General features: G+C 46.4%; 12 protein-coding genes and 2 pseudogenes. 8 read left to right on the top strand and 6 right to left on the bottom strand.

Annotation, left to right across the window (positions count from 1 at the left end; all coding sequences use genetic code 11):
* Positions 1 to 7 precede the first annotated feature (7 nt).
* Together ODOSP_RS01700 and tnpB are read right to left on the bottom strand one after the other, a co-directional pair.
* Positions 8 to 385, bottom strand: a pseudogene (locus tag ODOSP_RS01700) (transposase domain-containing protein); the annotation flags it as partial.
* Positions 373 to 705, bottom strand: coding sequence for an IS66 family insertion sequence element accessory protein TnpB (tnpB, locus tag ODOSP_RS19095; protein WP_095074738.1), 333 nt, complete (start codon positions 703 to 705; stop codon positions 373 to 375). The gene tnpB and the pseudogene ODOSP_RS01700, both read right to left, overlap by 13 nt.
* On the opposite strand from tnpB, the gene ODOSP_RS01695 reads away from it, so the two are divergent.
* The 6 genes from ODOSP_RS01695 to ODOSP_RS01665 all read left to right on the top strand — a co-directional run bounded on the left by ODOSP_RS01695 (position 676) and on the right by ODOSP_RS01665 (position 7,122).
* Entirely contained in the window at positions 676 to 1,473 is a 798-nt protein-coding gene (locus ODOSP_RS01695) for a DNA methylase (RefSeq protein WP_374939054.1), read from the top strand. The two genes, tnpB and ODOSP_RS01695, sit on opposite strands and share 30 nt — an antisense overlap.
* Before the next feature lie 597 nt (positions 1,474 to 2,070).
* Positions 2,071 to 3,738, top strand: a complete 1,668-nt coding sequence (locus ODOSP_RS01690) for an ATP-binding protein (protein ID WP_013610687.1) — start codon at positions 2,071 to 2,073, stop codon at positions 3,736 to 3,738.
* A 164-nt stretch (positions 3,739 to 3,902) separates the two neighbouring features.
* Positions 3,903 to 5,546 (top strand): hypothetical protein, encoded by a 1,644-nt coding sequence (locus tag ODOSP_RS01685; protein WP_013610686.1) that lies wholly within the window; start codon positions 3,903 to 3,905, stop codon positions 5,544 to 5,546.
* A complete protein-coding gene (locus ODOSP_RS01680; protein ID WP_041556260.1) occupies positions 5,536 to 5,988 on the top strand; it encodes a hypothetical protein in 453 nt (150 codons plus the stop codon). The genes ODOSP_RS01685 and ODOSP_RS01680 overlap by 11 nt, the downstream gene beginning before the upstream one ends.
* 17 nt (positions 5,989 to 6,005) lie before the next feature.
* A complete protein-coding gene (locus ODOSP_RS01675) occupies positions 6,006 to 6,452 on the top strand; it encodes a hypothetical protein (protein ID WP_013610684.1) in 447 nt (148 codons plus the stop codon).
* Positions 6,453 to 6,681: 229 nt separating this feature from the next.
* Positions 6,682 to 7,122 (top strand): hypothetical protein, encoded by a 441-nt coding sequence (locus ODOSP_RS01665; RefSeq protein ID WP_013610682.1) that lies wholly within the window; start codon positions 6,682 to 6,684, stop codon positions 7,120 to 7,122.
* A gap of 1,868 nt (positions 7,123 to 8,990) precedes the next feature.
* Here ODOSP_RS01665 and ODOSP_RS20090 read toward each other — a convergent pair.
* Positions 8,991 to 9,371: pseudogene (locus ODOSP_RS20090) on the bottom strand (TraM recognition domain-containing protein); the annotation flags it as partial.
* A 222-nt stretch (positions 9,372 to 9,593) separates the two neighbouring features.
* On the opposite strand from ODOSP_RS20090, the gene ODOSP_RS01650 reads away from it, so the two are divergent.
* Entirely contained in the window at positions 9,594 to 10,394 is an 801-nt protein-coding gene (locus ODOSP_RS01650; protein WP_013610680.1) for a replication initiation protein, read from the top strand.
* Between the two features lie 349 nt (positions 10,395 to 10,743).
* Here the strand turns inward: ODOSP_RS01650 and ODOSP_RS01645 are convergent, their stop codons facing one another.
* A complete protein-coding gene (locus ODOSP_RS01645; protein WP_013610679.1) occupies positions 10,744 to 13,353 on the bottom strand; it encodes an alpha-2-macroglobulin family protein in 2,610 nt (869 codons plus the stop codon).
* Between the two features lies 1 nt (position 13,354).
* Positions 13,355 to 14,137, bottom strand: coding sequence for a 4Fe-4S binding protein (locus ODOSP_RS01640; RefSeq protein WP_013610678.1), 783 nt, complete (start codon positions 14,135 to 14,137; stop codon positions 13,355 to 13,357).
* Positions 14,138 to 14,328: 191 nt separating this feature from the next.
* Between ODOSP_RS01640 and ODOSP_RS01635 the strand changes: the two genes are divergently transcribed.
* Positions 14,329 to 15,669, top strand: a complete 1,341-nt coding sequence (locus ODOSP_RS01635) for an MATE family efflux transporter (RefSeq protein ID WP_157741821.1) — start codon at positions 14,329 to 14,331, stop codon at positions 15,667 to 15,669.
* Here the strand turns inward: ODOSP_RS01635 and ODOSP_RS01630 are convergent.
* Positions 15,666 to 17,915 carry a cation:proton antiporter gene (locus ODOSP_RS01630; RefSeq protein WP_013610676.1) on the bottom strand — a complete coding sequence of 750 codons (2,250 nt, stop codon included), beginning with the start codon at positions 17,913 to 17,915 and terminating at the stop codon, positions 15,666 to 15,668. The genes ODOSP_RS01635 and ODOSP_RS01630 overlap by 4 nt on opposite strands.
* Between the last annotated feature and the right edge of the window lie 3 nt (positions 17,916 to 17,918).

The raw sequence follows: 17,918 nt of genomic DNA, 5'->3' as shown, positions 1-17,918 counted from the left end.
GGACGACTACATAGAGGTATCCGGGTTTCATCTCAAGGGTTCTGGTGTGTTCCTCGCCTATCTTGACGTATTTGCCAAGGTCGAGGTCTTCCGGCTCGATGACAACCGTCACGACCGGAAGGTCGTCCATGATAATCCGATTGCGGCGTGGAGTTTTACCGGCGACTTGAGGTTTGGGGGTGATAATCTGTGCCGCCTTGTTTCTGGCCGCTTCGATTTCCGCCTCTATCTGTCCCAAGTCGCCGTAATCAAAAGGGAGCATGGGGTCCCCGTTGTTTATAGGATTGCATTTCTCACTCATCTTCCCGAACACTTTCCTTTTCAACCATGCAAGGGAAGCGTTCAGTTCAACTATCGTGGCACGGAGCTCCTCTATGGTCTTTGCCTTCCCTTTCGTTTGTCCTCGTTGATGCCTTCCACCATGATGACAAGATCACTCCAGGTCATGGGGTACGAGTGGGTTTCAGGATCATAAGCGGGGATTTTAAAAGTTCCTTCCTCAAGCAGTTTCCCGTACATCACCAGACCTCCCGTTTCTGCGTGCAGAAGCTTTATACGGTTTTTCAGCCTGTTGATAAAGATGTACACATCTCCATTCCGGACATCCCCGTTCATTTTTTCCCGGATCAGACCGCTCAAGCGTTCTACAAGGCCAAGAGTGCCTCCTCGTGGAAATTGGAGGATTACACCAAGAAGCTCGCGCATAACAACGACTGTATCGTCAAGATGACCGCCGACTACGAGGCGTTTCTCTCGCGGGTACAGACCGACAAGGAGGGCAACAAGATTAATATTATCCGGCTTGACGGGCTGGACGCCACCGACCACAAGAGCGTCGGGACACGTTTGCAGGAGATTGCCAAAAACGCCACGACGGGAGGCGAGTACGTGCGCATCGGCGAGCTGTACGGCTTTCCGTTGCTCGTAAAGACCGAACCGCTGTTGAAAGACGGCAAGGAGGTCAAGCAGAACCGTTTCTTCGTGGAGGGGGCGTTCAAGTACACCTACAACAACGGGCAGATAGCGATGGCCGACACCAAAGCGGCGTCGATGAACTTCCTGAACGCGCTGGAACGCATACCCAAGCTCGTGGAGCAATACAAGGCGCAGAACGTAACCTACGAGCGAGACATCCCGATTTTGCAGGAAACGGTCGGTGGGGTATGGAAAAAGGAGGACGAGTTGAAAGCCTTGAAAGCGGAGGTCGCGGCGTTGGAACGCAAGATACAGCTTACGCTTACGCCTCCCAAGCCCGAAGCCGGACAAGAGCAGGCACAAAGGGACGGCGAGACTATACAGAACACGCCGGATATGACAAACGGTAACGAGCTGGAACGGACAGGCGAAGGACAATCAACGGTAACAGTCCCTCTATCCTCCAGTAATTCCGGCACTTCGCAGTTCCCGCGTGAACATATAGTAAGGCCAAAGCCCGCAGGGGAGAATATGCAGAGCAAAGGCCTCAAGTTGTAAAAGGATGCTGGAAACAGTGAAAGAACAGGCTGGATATGCTGTTATTCATAACCAGCCTGTTTCTTTTCAAATATCCTCGTTTTGTAAAAACTGCTTATCAACGGCGAAAATACATTGCTTTTGCCAAACGTCAGCATTAAACTGATTATATGTCCGCTTATACTATCGTCATAAAAAAGATTACCCCGAAGATTAAAAAACTTCAAGAGTAGCTCCGCTTCTATTCCTGTGTTACCATCATTCCGAGTGAGGGGACGGCAACCAAAAATTCGACAAATAGCCCGATATGCATGCGTAAACTTATCGTATCAAAATGGGTTCGAAATAAAATAGACGAACTCGAATCCTATTTGAAAAACAATCTGAAACTGTCGACAGAAGTAACTCATAGATACAGCGACAGAATAAGACGGTTCGTACGATCGCTATCCTGCGAAACTAATTTATCCGCTATACAGGAGGATGAAAGTATAGGCAAAATTTCAGCCATTACATGAAGCATACTGAAAAAAAATATATGAATAGTTTAAAAGGAGGGGGGGATTTGCAGATATTAATTCTCTCCATTATTTTCGAGGGCAGATAATCTTAATAAAGATGAAACAATACATATATTTTTTATTTGCTTCAGCCGTATCAATTTTCGGTTGTACAAAGCATGAACAGATGGCGGATACTTTCGTACGCACGGAAAAACAGCTTGAAACAGCTCCCGACAGTGCATTGCATACCTTAAAAAATATTCCGCGCAAATTTCTCGGCAATCGAGCAATACGAGCTAAATACTCCCTGCTGTACACTATTGCGGCAAACCGTACGAAAACTGACGAAAATACGGATTCCATGCTTCAAATCGCCTGGGAATATTATAGGAATCACCCAAAAGAGACTCGAAATCGGTTTCGAACTCTCTATTATCAAGCCCAAAGTAAATTACAGAAAGGCGACAAACCCGGCGCCCTGCGACAGTTTCTGGAAGTAGAGGAGTATCTCCACAGCATTGACGAACCCCGCTATCTCGGACTGCTTTACTTGCGTATCGGGGATATTTACTGTTCCGAATTAAATTTCGTACGGGCCTACCGTTACTACCGGGAAGCCCGCGGCCTGTTCATGCGTACGGAAGACGGTAAGCATACGGCCGAGGCATTATTGGGCATGACAGCCTCGGCACTGCGGATGAATGACCTGGCCCGGGCGCGCCGCGACTGTTCGATGGCGCTCGAACTGGCCGACGATGCGCATGACGAATCGCTGGCACAAAAAAGCCTCGGTTATTTCGCCACGCTGTACGTCGTAGCCGATACGGTTCGCATTCCCGAAGATCTGTTGCGCCGTATCGAGCAGTCCGTACTCTGCGACACAACAGTCTCCGGAATGTGTACGCGGGCCCGAACGCAGCTGCTCCGCAACCGTCCGGCCGAAGCTCTCCGTTCCATCGAAATGGCGGCACGGCGAATCCTGCGTGCCGAAGACCGTCCCATGCTGCTTTACACGGCTTACCGGGCGAACATGCAGGCGGGAAATTATCGGGAAGCGGCACGGCAGATCGACCGCTTCATCTGCCTGAACGATTCGCTGACCCGCACCGCCTTGCAGAGTTCGGCCGACATGATCGAAAAAGAGTATTTCCGAGAACGTGCGGCTTTTTACGATTACAGGCTGGAGCACCGGAGGAAAAGAGAGCTGGCGGTGATCGGAGCCGGGATTCTGTTGCTCGGCATTGCGGGCTGCGTTTTCCGGCAACAGATACGCCTGCACAAGGAGCGCGGCGAGCGGCATTTGCTTCTCGTGCGGGAGATGCGGGCCGAATATCTCGACCTTTCCGGACGCATGGAGCAGAAACAGCGTACAGAGGCCCGGCTGAAAGGTGTGATAGCTTCCCGGTTCGAAATCGTGGATCGCATCGGGAAGACACTCTACGAACGGGAAAACACCGCTTCCGGACAGGCCGCGATGGTTCGGCAGGTGCGTGAGCTTATCGACGGGTTCTCCGAAAACGGAGAGATGCTGCAAGAATTGGAACAAATCGTGAACCTGGCACATGACAATGTCATGAAGAAACTGCGACGCGACTTTCCGAAAATGAAAGAGGCGGACTTACGGCTGCTATGTTACATTTTCGGGGGATTCTCCCCGCAAGTCGTCAGTCTCTTCATGCACGATAGCGTCGCCAATATCTATGCCCGCAAATCGAGGTTGAAATCCCGCATAAAGGCATCCGATGCCGAGAATAAGGAGCTGTTCATAGCACTGTTCGAATAAGTGTCAGCCCCTTGTTAGAAATTAAAGAAAAATATCGCCGCAATACACTGTTTATCAATGGGTGTATTTGAAAAGTATTAGATTTTAAACACTATATCGCAAATGGATTTCGGTACGGAGTTTTTATTTTTGCAACAAACTCAAAGCACAAAATCGAATAGCTTATGAAAGTACTAAAAGTATTATTTGCCACATCCTGTTTCGGAGTTCTGGCCGGCTGTCAGGAAAAGGATGCCGATTTACAGCCGAAGACTCTGGTTCAAACCTCTTCCCATGCCATTGTTACGGACGGAATGACTGTGCTGGGACGTCGGCTTAAAAATCCCTATTCAGTGGAGAATATGCGTAAAGCTCTGGAAAACCTCTCACCGAAAACCAGAGCCGGAATTACAGACATGGATATTCAGCCTACGCATTATTACGTGAAGTTTCATCCCCGCTCATCCGAGGAACTGGATTTAATCCTGCAGGATTCTACGATTATCTGGTATGATATTCCGCTGGATTATGAAATTGAGGAATATGGCAGCTATTATCATGATCCTACAATTCCGGACAGCTTGCCCACTTTTCAATATGCCTCTATCGAGGTTGCGAAGTGGCCTGCGGTGAGTACCATAGGCGTAGATTATGAGATTCTTTCCGACCTGTTTATTCCCGATGAAGACAAGGATGAAGAAGATGATGAGGGAATTATGACCCGCTCCAGTACAAAATGGAGCGAAGTATTGACCGATGCGCTGGTCGAAGAGTCCCTGCGCATGACCGGCAATGAAGAAGACGGAGAGTCAGAGCCGCAAACACGTGGACGCAGTAAATGGAGACCGGCGGGCCGAATTACAGCCTATGATAATATTGTAGGCGGTGCAATTCCGCTTAATTATGTCAGAGTTCGTGCCCGTCGCTGGTTCACGACGTACATCGGCTATACAAATGCCAATGGATATTATTCCTGCAACGGTCGCTTTAAACGTCCTGCAAATTACAGTATCGCATGGGAAACATCTCGCTGGGATATAAGAGATGGAAATATCGTGCAAGCCTATTATAACGGCCCGAAAAAGACCGGAAATTGGGATTTGTATATTTCTGCCAATAAATCAATTCGTTATGCAACTATACATCGGGCTTTATATCGTTTTTACTATGGCAATACGAATGGATTGAAAAGACCGACGAACTCCCGAAAGGAAAAAATTGCATATCTTCATAAGAAAGGAAACGGCATAAACGGAGACTATAATAGACAATGGGGCATGGGGATATGGTCGGATATCCGCATATATGGCCAAGGTAACAACGGCTGGCGAGAAATGTCCGAAGTATTCAGCACAGCATGCCATGAGTTGGGCCATGCTGCTCATTATACCAATAACAGGAATACTTATGGGAAATGCAAAACGAGCTTGCTGGAAAGTTGGGCACGGTGCGTACAATATGTTTTGACCAATCAAGAATATAAAGAATTAGGAGTATTCCACAAATTACCAGCTTATCCGGAAAATGGCAGTTACAATTTTCAAGCATGGAATCCGCAAGTGTATGATCGTAATTACACTCCGCTGTTTATCGATTTGATCGATGATTTCAATCAAAGAGCATATCATCAAGGGAATACCATCTATCCGGATGACGAAATTCATGACATGCCCGTATCAGTCGTTCAAGATATCGTTTTCCGATCGAAGACATTTGCTGATGTCAAGCGACTACTGCTGGATTATGCAGCGAAAAATAAGTATGCTGCACAATTGTATAACTTAACCCCGGAAACAATCAACCGATTATTCGCTGTCTATGAAAACTAAACCATTATTTATCAGTACAATTCTCATGGGACTGCTTGCTGTGTTATGCGGTTGCGGTACCGAGGGTAAGGGTGCGTATGTACATCTCACAACCGTATTGATTAAGAATAATAGCATGTATGATATCGAGATTGTTGTAGAGAAGCCGAGTACTGTATTAATGACTGGTACTTTTACGGTAAAAAACGGTACAACTTTCAAAATAGAGAAAGCTTCAGAGGGCGGATATTATGTGCCTAATCCGCTTGAGGCACAGATTAAATTCGATGATGGAACGGCAATAACACATCGAGAGATGGATGGCGATGCCTACCATAACTTCTGTTCCCATATAGCCTTTGAAAAAAATGCATCCGGGAAAAGGAGTGTAGAATATACATTCGAATTTACGGATGAAGACTACGAATATGCCAAAAAGCATGCAGATAAAACAAAAATATAACAATAATACAAAGCAATATGTGGATGAACTCTTTGCGTCTTGGTAGCATTGTAATGTTTTGCTGGCTGTTATCGGGTTGCGATACTTCTCACACCGAATATGTGCATCATGGAGAATGGGTCTATCGAAATGAATCTTCTCACAAGATCGAAATAAAAGGAGCTATTATATCCTGGACGATACTTGAAACTACTACGTTTATAATGGCTCCGACCCAAACTTATTGCATTGATTTTTGGTCGGACGGAGTGAAAGACATTACACCGGATGCGATCGGGTTTCCTTTCGAATATCTTCCGCAGATCGAGTGTCGTATGACAATAGATGATTCCAAAACGATTCTATTAGAACCGAATAAGGCGATTCGGAATAGGAGCAATTATCAGGTAGAGAAATTGGCTACAAACTATTTCCGGTTTACTTACGTTTTCACCGACGACAATCTTGCCGACCTGATAAAGTGATTTATCATTGCGAGGCTGCTGCCGGATAAAAGGCGGCAGCCTTAAATGCTGCTTATTATACCAATAACAGAGTACTTATGGAAAGTGCCAAATGGAGAGGATATCGTTTTCCGATCGAAGACATTTGCTGATGTCAAGCGACTGCTGCTGGATTATGCAGCGAAAAATAAGTATGCTGCGCAATTGTATAACTTAACCCCGGAAACAATCAACCGATTATTCGCTGTCTATGAAAACTAACAGAACGATTTTTACCTTGCTACTGCTTGGCTTCTTCTCTATGCTTTTCAGTTGTGACACAGATTATCTATATAATACGGAGATCCGCATTGAGAATGCCAGCCAGCACGATGTCGAAATAATTGTAGAGAAACCGAGTAGCGAATTTTTAACCGGCTCGGTTGCGCTAAAAAGCGGCACAACTTTCACAACAAAGCACAGTATCGATGGTGGATATGGTTTACCGAATCCAGTTGATGCACAGATTAAATTCGACGATGGAACCACAATAACTCACCACTCGGAGGATGGCGATACCTACCATAATTTCTGTTCCGCAACAGCTTTCGAAAAAAAAATGCAGGTAAAAAGGAGTGTGGAATATATCTTCGAATTTACGGACGAAGACTACGAATATGCCAGAAAGCATGCAGATAAAACAAAAATATAACAATAATACAAAGCAGTATGTGGATGAACTCTTTGCGTCTTGGTAGCATCGTAATACTTTGCAGTTTACTTTGGGGCTGCAGCACATCCCGTTCCGAATAGACTTGTTGGACAGTCCTTAAACTGGATCAATCAATTATTTAAAATATGCCATTTAATAATATACCTTTGGGTATCGGCGAAGATAACTCAAGCCCAACATATTCCCAACAAGGCTTATAAGGGTGGAGATTTCATGCTGGAATTCGGAGCGTTTACAAGTATGGATGTCAAGATACCGTTCACAAGATTTTCTCTGACTCCTGTTGATGGTTATATGTTTAAGGTACATCTGTTTCTGGGTGGTGCGTCGTTCTGCTTCAATACGACCAATGCTTATTTCAGTATTTCTACCCCTATATTCATCTGAGACGGCTGTTTCCGATTACAGCTTTTTCCGTACAGACTGGATTTCGCTGTTCGCCAGATTTGGATATGTCTTTCATAAGGAGAGCGCATCGGTCTTGTTCGACGATACGCAGCCTAATTGGGGCGGGTTCTCATCGTCAAGCGACCGGTATGGTGTGCTTCATGCCTCGTGTCGGAGCCGAATTCTTCCACCGGGTATGCATCACCGTCGATTACCGGATCGAAAAAAAAGCGAATCGGCACTGCAGCCTTACTGTTGGATTCGTACTTGGAGGAGGAAAGGGATAATTAAAGGAAGTACGATCGGATTCTAATAACCAATCGTACTTCCTTTATATAAACTTGCTCATGGGCACTTCTTGCCCTTTGGGCTCACGTAACTACACGGAGTGTCTCGTATCTGAAAGACTATCGCTTCGGCTAAAATGCCCGGCAATGTTTATCACGGTTTGTCTGTTCAAATCACTTTGTTGTAAATCCAACACTTTTTGCAATAAAATCGTTAACAGAAAATAGCTCCGACTTCCTATTTTTGCCCCTGAAAAATTGAAGACAGTACTTGTAAAGAGAATCTTTGCTGTTTCGCCTGCCTCGTTGGAGCTACTCCTTCCGTCGCTCTGTCCGACATCCCCTGATCGAGGGCGATACTGGGAGCAGAGCAGCACGTTGTCGGAACACACCGTTCGAAATGTGCTTATTCACGGGAGCGAAATCCCGTGGCACGTACACACCACCTGACAGGAATGGACGAGCAATACGATAGATAATATGACGAACGATTTTGCTGATTCAAATTTGAAACTAAAAAACAAAATACCAGTCTATAAAAATTCAAAAGCACTATGTGCCCGTAATCAGTTGTAGCTGAAGCTGCTGATTGATTACGGGCTGTGAGGAAAATCAAAATGATGATCCCCGAATAACTCGGGAAATACGAGCATGATCTCGAAACCCGTTTTTACGATTTCCGAGAAGTAAGTAACCCTGGGCAACGAATCTCCGTTAGACTGAGAAAGACAACTACGCTGTGGCGAACTTTCGTTTCGATACAATGCGAGGAGGTGCAAGCGGCAACGACTATTTCATATGGTTCGGGAACTTTGACGGCAAATGAGCCATAGCAAAGGTACAGATACTTGCCGCGGTAACATTAGACAGTTGTTTTCCTGCAAAGGAGAATGTACGTTTGGAGTGGTTAAAGGTAGACCGCAGGGGCTTTCGCCACTGGTACGAATCGTGTGACTGCCGTTCGTCGGACGATAAATTTTTCGTTGATTTCCTCTATCGCGTAACCGATGAAATTGTCTTTCATCTGCTGCCCACAACCTTGTGCATTGGTATCTTCATCATCGAAGAATTTTCTCTACTGCGGAGTGGAAACCCGGACAGATAAAACGTTACAGTAACGGCATCTGCCGAATCATTTACTGTGGCTATTGCAACAGGACATTGCAAGATGCGAAAAAACATTGTAGCCAGAGAGGAAATCTTCGATGGCGGGATGAGCGAATCCATCTGCGTGTTGATGGATGTGGACTTGTCGTTGCGGTTGATAGTTATGCTCTGCCGCTTCTGCAAGACTTTGCCGAAACGCTCGGAGAGCGTCTTCGCCGTTTCCCCGACGACCTGCCCGGAGAAGATATTTCCGACGGTATTCATCACGACTTTGGCCTCCTTGTCGCCGTAGTCGCGTACCAACTGGGAGAAATCCTGAAATCCCAGAAGCACGGCCACCTTGTTGCTTCGCGCCGTCGCAATCAGGTTGTCCAAGCCCTTGAAATAGATGGTCGGCAGCTCGTCGATGATAATCGAGGATTTGAGTTTCCCCTTTTTACAGAGAATAGTCTTTGTAGAGGTTCTTTGTAAGAAAGCGTTTTTTCATTTATAACAATTTGTATTTCAGTTAATTATAAATAAAAAAACACAACATAAAATACTCATTTTACTAAAATTACCCCCTCCAATAAATACCCATTTTACTAAAGGTTACACCAAAAAATACCAAGTATTTTTTGGTGGTATCTTTCATTTCTTTAACTTTGTCCCGAACTCAAAAAAAAGCCTATGGCGACCAACGACATCATCCTCTATATTCCTCCTACGGAGGAAGAAGTAATGTTAATCCAGCCGAATAACGTAACATTCGGCCAGTACTCCGTGACCGAGTGGCAAGAAAACCTCCTGACGCTGATAAGCGACCAGATCCAGCAACACATGACCAGGGAAAAACAACTGCCTAAGGACCTCTTTAACCAGCCTGTCGTCGAGATCAAATGCGACGAAGCCGGGGGGAAAAACAACAAGAGCAAAGTTCTGAAAGAGGCTATCGCCATGATGCGGAAAAACTTTTCCTTTCGCTGGGTGCATCCCAATATCCACCAGACAGTGGAAACGTTCGGGGTGGTGATAACGACGGTACACAACATCAAAGGCACAAACCGGGTAGCCCTGACGCTCAACCCCTGGGCGATCCCTTTCCTGCTCTACTACGGTACGGGTGTCGGCGGTACAAGGTACGGGAAGAACATCGCCTTAACCCTCCGGGGCAATTACACCAAGCGGCTCTACAAGATCATTTGCAGCCAACGGGACAGACGGGAGTATTATTACTCGATCGAGCAATTCTGTAAAGACCTGGAGATCCCGGCCTCCTACTCGAACGCACAGATCGACCAAAAGGTTTTAAGGCCTGCACAGGCACGGATCAAGGAAAGCGAGGCCGATGTGTGGTTCGATTACAAATTCATCTGCAAAACGCCTAAAAAGGGGCAAAAACCGAAAGCCGACACGATTATCCTGTTCATCCATGCGAGAAATCCCCAAGAACTGCGAGGCGACCAGCAACAACAATACTCGTTCGATTAAATTAGTTGAAAGTTTGTAAAGTTCATAAAGTTTATAAATTCGTTAGCCCTTGCGGAACGCTTGGTTAAGTGGCAAGGTAATACAGTACTTGGAATATTTATTATATTATTCTGATAATCAGTGAGTATGTTCTTGTTTTTATTTTTCATTCCACTTTCCTTATTCGTTTTTTAATGGAAGCAGGGGCTTCCAATCATTGTCCGTTTTCAATTTTCATTTGTCCATTTTCTTGTAGCGGATTCCAGCCAAAAGAAACGAACGTTTTTGTTTTCGTAAAGAGAAACAGATTTTAAGAAAAAAAGGGTGAAAGAAAGCAGAACTTTTTTTCTTTTTTTTAAGAATAATTGAATTAACGCCGCAAACTGATCTTTTTCTCCTTTCTGCACACCGTACCATCATTCAATACTCCTTCCAGGACAAAAGTACAGTGGTCACAGGCATCATCCATAAAAAAGCGGACATGAGTAGGTTCGGAAGTTTTCAGTTTAATATTGGGATTCCAGTAAACGGTGGGACGTATATCCGTCGAATCGGCCATGGCCAGACGGACCGAGTCGACATCGTAACGGGGAATATAAAAATCTACCGGTTTCTGATACCCTAGCGGTCTGAATACAGATAAGCCTCTCTGTTTTAACCGTTCCGGCCGGTAATCGAAATTTTCTGTAAATATCAACGCTCCATCCGGGGCTTCCTGCCCAAAATAAAAATAAGACATTCTTTCATCCAACAGGCTGATACTTAAAAACTGTTCCGGATTCATCATCATAATCCGGTCGAATTCTTCCGGAAAATCATTCAATACCAAATGTAGTTTTTTGCCCCGGTAAGTGATTTCCTCCCCGATCACCATAACACCGGGAATTTCCATAAGGGCCGTACGCATATCTTTCTGTTTCATAGCAGCCAACCGGGCAGAATCCAGCATATACCGGGCCGAAGCATCATAGAAAGAATAATTTTTTTTCGGAGGAGTCCTCCTGACCAAAGCTTCGTCGAGCACATATACTTTCACGCCATGGTCGTAATAAAAATCACGGCCGAATTGCTTATAAAACTCATCTTCTCCGTTCGCTTGCCGACGTTCATACGGAATTTGAATCTCAGGCGCCAGATATACTTCCGAATCGATAATCACTTCTACCCCTTTTCTCCCTTTACTATTTCTGGCCTGTACAATGAAACCGGTATTCTCGGGGAAAGAAATTCTTTCCACCAAAAAATGCCCTGTGCTATCCGCCTGCAATACATCGAACTGCATATTTGTCGACAGCAAAGTCAATTGTGCATCTTTTGCCTCTTTTCCCCAGAAGTTTTTTACTCTCCCCGAAATAGTCTGTCCGCGTTCCATATAATAATCGAGTTGTTCAAACTCTCCGGCAGCGACAGCACCGACATCGAAACGAGTCCATCCCTGTGTCAGCAGCAAAAGATCCAGACAACGGTCCGTAGCCCGGTTTACCTCCCGGAAATAAAAGCCCGGATCTTCGATATACCCTTTCAGATCGGAATTCAGCAGCAGTTCAGAAACAATATTGTCCTGCAGGGAATCGCGCAACACGGCAGCATCGTCCGTCACAGACAGCGAAAAACGCCCCTCCCTCAGCGAATCACTGCTTAAAATAAGTTCAACATCGACCGCTTCCCGGCTCATATATCCGTCCCGATCCGTTCCGATACGAAGATCCGTTTTTTCCGGATGACGGATAAAACATAACCTTTGGCTATAGATCCGGCAACGATAATCCATAAGACACAAATGCAATATTCCCTCCGGGAAATTAACGGCCGACAGTTTTCCATGCAACTTTCCCTCCAGGGGAGTACACACTAGTAATTGCCCCCGGGTATGGGCTATCAGATACAGACTATCCGGCAATACCGCCTGTTCTCCTCCGATCACCCGATAAGACAGTTCACGGCCATTTTGCCGGATACTCAAAGCTATACCGGACCGGTTCTCTTCGGGCAGAAAAAATTTTTTTTCCAGTCCCTGAGCAGACTTCACCTTCACGTAATACGTTTTCCCACTTTCCAACGGACTGTTCAACCATCCCATACCATGATGAATACTCCGGACAATATCCACGATACTATCCCGTTCGTCATACAGATAGCCTTCCACATCGACAGATAACCCATCTTTACCGATCGCTTTAAAAGCGACGGTTTGCCTTGTCCCCGGAATAAACTCCCCGCCTTCAGGAAAAAACGACACAGCATAATCGAGCGTATCGGCAGGCAAATGAATAGTCCGGCTGAATTCATAAGGAATACCGTTCGAAAAACGAATCCGGACATCCGAAGGATCTGCCAACTCCCCTATATTAATCCTGACCTTTCCGGATTCATCCGTTCGCCGGCGGTGTACTTTGCCCTCTTTGCCCTTACCGATCAACTGATAATCGACAGCCAGCTTCCGGTAAGGTTCCTTCCGGGAATTCGACAGCCGGACAACCGCATATTTTTCTCCTTGCTCTTCCTGGTAAGTGACTCCGGTCAACACCTTCGAATCCGACGGATTGATTAAATGGATTCTCTTTTCATAAATATAGTCTTCCCCCAGATTCTGCATCCAGTAAGAATAACTCCGCAAAAAATATTCCCCCTGACGAATATCCTCCGGTACCTTTAAATAGCCGGCAAAAACAGAATCGATCAAGGCCAGCTTCACCTTTTTAAGCACCGAATCCCGGCGGTTGACCAGATCGACATACACGAAACGGCTATAAGGAGAAGGCCGGTGGGTAGCCGCATCGACCAGAAAAGCCCGGAACCGGATCGTATCTCCGGCATGATAAGATGGACGGTCGGTATGCAACCAAACCTTTTCCTGCATTCTGGCCTGTCGTAAAACCATAAAGTTGTGAACGACCCGGGTAAAAAAATCCGGATTGTCCGAAGCTGTGAATCCGACGATACAACAACTTACCACCAGCCAGAATAAAAAACGTTTCATGTCATAGAAATATTTCCGGTTCCCGTCGGGTACTGAAATTCTTAAACAACAGATCGGTATAAGGAGTCTCGAACAAACGCGCCTCATTAGGACATTGCTTTACACACGCACAACACTTTATACAACGCCCGGCATCGCTGACGATCTCTTCTTCCAAACGAATAGCCTGCACCGGACAAATCCCGATACAAAATCCGCATTGCGTGCATAATTCAGCTACCGTCTCAGGAGTCTGAGGGGTTTTGGGACCTTTTACTTTATAGGGGAAATTTCCTTTTACCACGATAGGGGCCACTTCATCCAAAGTCTGAAAACGGTTCAATAACCGCCCTACTTGCTCTCCGAAAGCCCGCGCTTTCTGTAAATCCGGATTATCCGGCCTTCCTCCGGCTATCGGCCGGTCGGGTCTGCTATAAGAATGTTCACCGATAAAAGCAGCGCCGGCAACAGGCACAAACCCGTGAGCCACACACCAATCCCTCAATTCCAGCAAAGCATCGTCGTAATCCCGGTTACCATAAACGACCACCGCAACGGCAGGTGAATCCTGTCCGTAAATGCCTTCCATCCGCTCCAAAGCTGTTTCTGCGATACGTCCCCCATATACCGGAACGACAATCACCGTGATTCCGGAATGAATCGTGAGGTTTTCCTCCGGTTTTTCATAAGTCAGATCGGTTTCCGAAACGTGCCCGGTTCCCAGACCTTGCAAAACGGTCTCACCAATCATATGAGAAGAATGAGTCGGAGAAAAACAAATGAGATGTGCGTAATCGTAAGTCATAGAATAAAATGTTGATTTTTCTTTTGCAAAAATAACATTAGTTACCATTTCTCCAAACGGAACCGATGAAAACCTGACATTTTTTCCAAAGGCTCAAGGACTTGCAGAGAGAATAATCAGTTTGTAGATAAATGTATGACATTTTATGGAATTTACACTACTTTTGTGGACTTAATCATACGAAATCTATCTTGGCAGATCTGTTTCCCAATTATACCGAAGAAAAACAAAGCATCCGCAAGTTCTTCAGGAGCTATGTTTACCCGGCTATGTTCAACATGGTGGTCATGGCCTTGTACAACATAGTCGACCGGATATTCATCGGGCAGGGAGCCGGCGCTTTGGCTATCTGCGGACTGGCCCTGACGCTTCCTTGTGTTTCTTTGTTGAGTACCGTCGGCACCCTGACCGGAGTCGGAGCTGCTGCCCGCATTTCCACTTCGATTTCTTTAGGCAACCGTTCCCTGGCCTGCCGTATCCTGGGAAATGCCACTGTATTGAATATCCTGTTATCTACGATTCTGATCGTTTACTCCCTGTATCATCTGGACTTTATCCTGGATATCTTCGGAGGAAGCGGGCAAACTATCCCCTATGCCCGTAAATACATGTCCATTCTGATCCCGGCCAGCTTGCTGACGAATCTGAATTTCACCTATTGCCATGCCATCCGTGCCTCCGGTTTTTCCCGCAAATCGATGACCATCGTCTTCGCAGGAGTGATTGCCAATATTATCCTGGACCCGATCTTCATTTTCGGTTTCGGCCTGGGCATTGAAGGAGCAGCCATTGCAACAGCCCTATCTATGTGCATCAGCTCAGTATTGGTGATCCGTCATTTCAGAAGTCCGTCCAATATCCTGAAACTCCAAAGTAAATGTTTCTCTCCCCGGTTTCCGATCTTAGTTTCCATCGTCGGAATCGGTATGGCCGCTTTTATCATGAACATCACCACAGGTATGGTGAATATCATTATGAACCGTTATCTGGAAAACAACGGAGGAGATTACGCTATCGGAGCCTTCGGGATCATCAGTAGTTATTCCATCCAGGTCTCTATGTTGCTCATGGGAATATGCCAGGGCATGCAGTCTGTCATCGGTTATTTTTATGCAGCGGGCCATCGGCAGATGACGCTCCATATCCTGCGGAAAGCCATCCGTACGGGAAGTCTGATCGCCTGTTGCGGCTTTATAATCGGCGAAGCATTCGCTCCCTGGTTGGTCAAAGCCTTTACTTCCGATCCGACTCTGCTACAACTCAGCGAAGAGGGGCTGCGGTATACTTTTCTCGCCATGCCCCTGTTAGGGTTTCAACTGATCGTCACCAGCTATTTCCAGTCGATCCGGCAGGCACCTAAAGCCATCACCATGAATATTTCCCGTCAATTCTTATTTCTGATCCCGGCCCTGGGACTGTTTTCACACTGGTGGGGACTGACAGGCATCTGGCTGGCCATCCCCTTCGCCGACCTGATGGCCACACTGATCGCCCTCTTTTTCTTATGGCGGACCGACCGGAAAGCGGATTAATGGATCAGTTCGTATACATTCATTTCCTCCCCCACTACCCAAACCAGATCGCCGGCTTCGAACACCGTATCGGCATCCGGATTTCTTAACGAGGCCGCTCCCCGTTCCACACCGACTACGACACATTTGTGTTTGTCCCGGATTCCGGAATCCCGGATACTCTTCCCGTTAAAAGGAGAATCTTCGGTGACCACAAACTGTTTCAGGCATACTTCGCTCTGTGTCAGGTCTGAATCCATCGGTGGCAAGGTCATGGACTGCAGTTTATTCCCAAAACGTTCCAGCTGCTCGTCACTACCGATCACCTGCACCCGGTCTTGTGGAAACAAGCGTTCTTTACCACCCGGAATATTGATACAACTCTGTCCCCTGAAAACAGCGACGACCATCACCCCGAAGCGACTTCCCAAAGCCAGATCGGCCAACGTATATCCGGCCCATAACGATTCGGACGGAATTATAAAATCGGCCATATGTAAATCCCGTGACAGCAGATGCCCGGCAAATTTCGGAGGCATCTGTGTTCCGGCATGCCGGGCATACACCTCTCTTACCCGGAAATTCCGCAAAAAATGCCGTTCGATCTGGATAGACTGCTTTTTCAGGTAACGGGAATAAAACATCCCGGCCACCAACACGCAAGCCACTCCCAGTAACAAAGCGATAGAAGCTTTAAAAAGCGACACAATCACTACCATGACATACAATATCGCTATCACGAAACGGAATATGACCAGCGACACCAAATAAGCCCGGCTGAAATAACCATCGTTCCACAAAGACTGAAATTCGGCCGAATGGTTTTTCTTGGCTACGATAGCCCGCAAAAAAGGGGCGATCAATAACAAAATCAGAACGGCACACAACAACCCTCCCCAAAAACCGGGCAGCGATCCCCGGATCAAGGGCACCAGAAATTGAAACGAGAGAATCAGAATAGCGATGATGATCACCGAATAAATTACCATTATCCGGATCAGCGAGGTCAGTAAACGCTTCCAGTTACTTTCATGATTGACCACCCGGGTACCGGAAGTATAATGCTCGATAAAACGCTTCCATTTCCGTGGCAAATGTTTTTCGACATAAGGATAAGCCGGCTCGGCAGCCCGGATCATATAAGGAGTCAGAAATGTCGTTATGACGGCTACAGCGATCACGATCGGGTACAAAAAATTACTGGTCACGTGCATCGTCATGCCCAAGCCGGCGATAATAAAAGCGAACTCCCCGATCTGCGTCAGACAAAATCCCGACTGCAAAGCCGTCTTCAGCGGTTGACCGGCCAATACCACTCCCAGGGTACCGAATACCGACTGTCCGATCAAAACGGTAAGCGTAATAATCACAATCGGCCAGATATATTGGGCGATCATCCCCGGATCGACCATCATCCCCACTGAAACAAAAAATATCGCGGCAAACAAATCTTTCACCGGTTTCACCAAACGTTCTATTTTTTCCGCTTCGATCGTCTCGGCCAGAATAGACCCCATCACGAAAGCCCCCAAAGCAGAAGAGAAACCGACGGCTGTAGCGAACACTACCATCAGGAAACACAAACCGAGAGAGACGATCAGCAAGGTCTCGTCGCCCATCAGCAAACGGGTACGCCTGAAAAAAGTAGGAATAATATAAATCCCGGTCAGGAACCACAACAGCAAAAAGAACAAGAGTTTCCCGATACTATACACCATTTCCATCCCTTCGAAATTCTTACTGACAGCCATCGTAGAAAGCATCACCATCAAGACGATAGCGACCAGGTCCTCGATGACTAAAATTCCGAACACCAGCCCTGTAAAACGTTGTGTCCGTAATCCCAAATCCTCGAAAGCCTTATAGATAATCGAAGTCGACGACATGGCCAGCATACCTCCCAGAAAGATACTGTCCATCTGTTTCCACCCCATCGCTACCCCGACGATAAAACCCAAAACCACCATACCCACAATGATAGTCAGGGCAGCGATGATAGCAGGACCTCCTACCTTCATTAACTTTTTAAAACTGAATTCCAATCCCAAAGCAAACAACAGGAATACCACCCCGATATCTGCCCAGGTCTGAATATTTCCGCTGTCGATAACCGTCGGGGTTAACGTGATATGCGGTCCGGCAAGAATACCGGCCACGATATACCCCAATACCGACGGTTGTTTCAGACGCTTGAATATCAGGGTCATCAATCCGGCAGAAGCCAGTATAAGAGCCAGATCCGTAATTAATGTAGGTAAGTGTGACATAAA

Source organism: Odoribacter splanchnicus DSM 20712 (assembly GCF_000190535.1).
In the GTDB taxonomy this organism is placed as follows: domain Bacteria; phylum Bacteroidota; class Bacteroidia; order Bacteroidales; family Marinifilaceae; genus Odoribacter; species Odoribacter splanchnicus.
Note: the sequence above shows the minus strand (reverse complement) of the source record. Positions and strands in the feature narration are given on the sequence as shown.

Bases quoted from the DNA above. Each gene is read 5' to 3' on its own strand.
- ODOSP_RS01690 (WP_013610687.1), top strand. From the start codon at position 2,071: ATGAAACAATACATATATTTTTTATTTGCTTCAGCCGTATCAATTTTC.
- ODOSP_RS01675 (WP_013610684.1), top strand. From the start codon at position 6,006: ATGTGGATGAACTCTTTGCGTCTTGGTAGCATTGTAATGTTTTGCTGG.
- ODOSP_RS01640 (WP_013610678.1), bottom strand. From the start codon at position 14,137: ATGACTTACGATTACGCACATCTCATTTGTTTTTCTCCGACTCATTCT.
- ODOSP_RS01650 (WP_013610680.1), top strand. From the start codon at position 9,594: ATGGCGACCAACGACATCATCCTCTATATTCCTCCTACGGAGGAAGAA.
- ODOSP_RS01630 (WP_013610676.1), bottom strand. From the start codon at position 17,915: ATGTCACACTTACCTACATTAATTACGGATCTGGCTCTTATACTGGCT.
- ODOSP_RS01665 (WP_013610682.1), top strand. From the start codon at position 6,682: ATGAAAACTAACAGAACGATTTTTACCTTGCTACTGCTTGGCTTCTTC.
- ODOSP_RS01645 (WP_013610679.1), bottom strand. From the start codon at position 13,353: ATGAAACGTTTTTTATTCTGGCTGGTGGTAAGTTGTTGTATCGTCGGA.
- tnpB (WP_095074738.1), bottom strand. From the start codon at position 705: ATGCGCGAGCTTCTTGGTGTAATCCTCCAATTTCCACGAGGAGGCACT.
- ODOSP_RS01680 (WP_041556260.1), top strand. From the start codon at position 5,536: ATGAAAACTAAACCATTATTTATCAGTACAATTCTCATGGGACTGCTT.
- ODOSP_RS01685 (WP_013610686.1), top strand. From the start codon at position 3,903: ATGAAAGTACTAAAAGTATTATTTGCCACATCCTGTTTCGGAGTTCTG.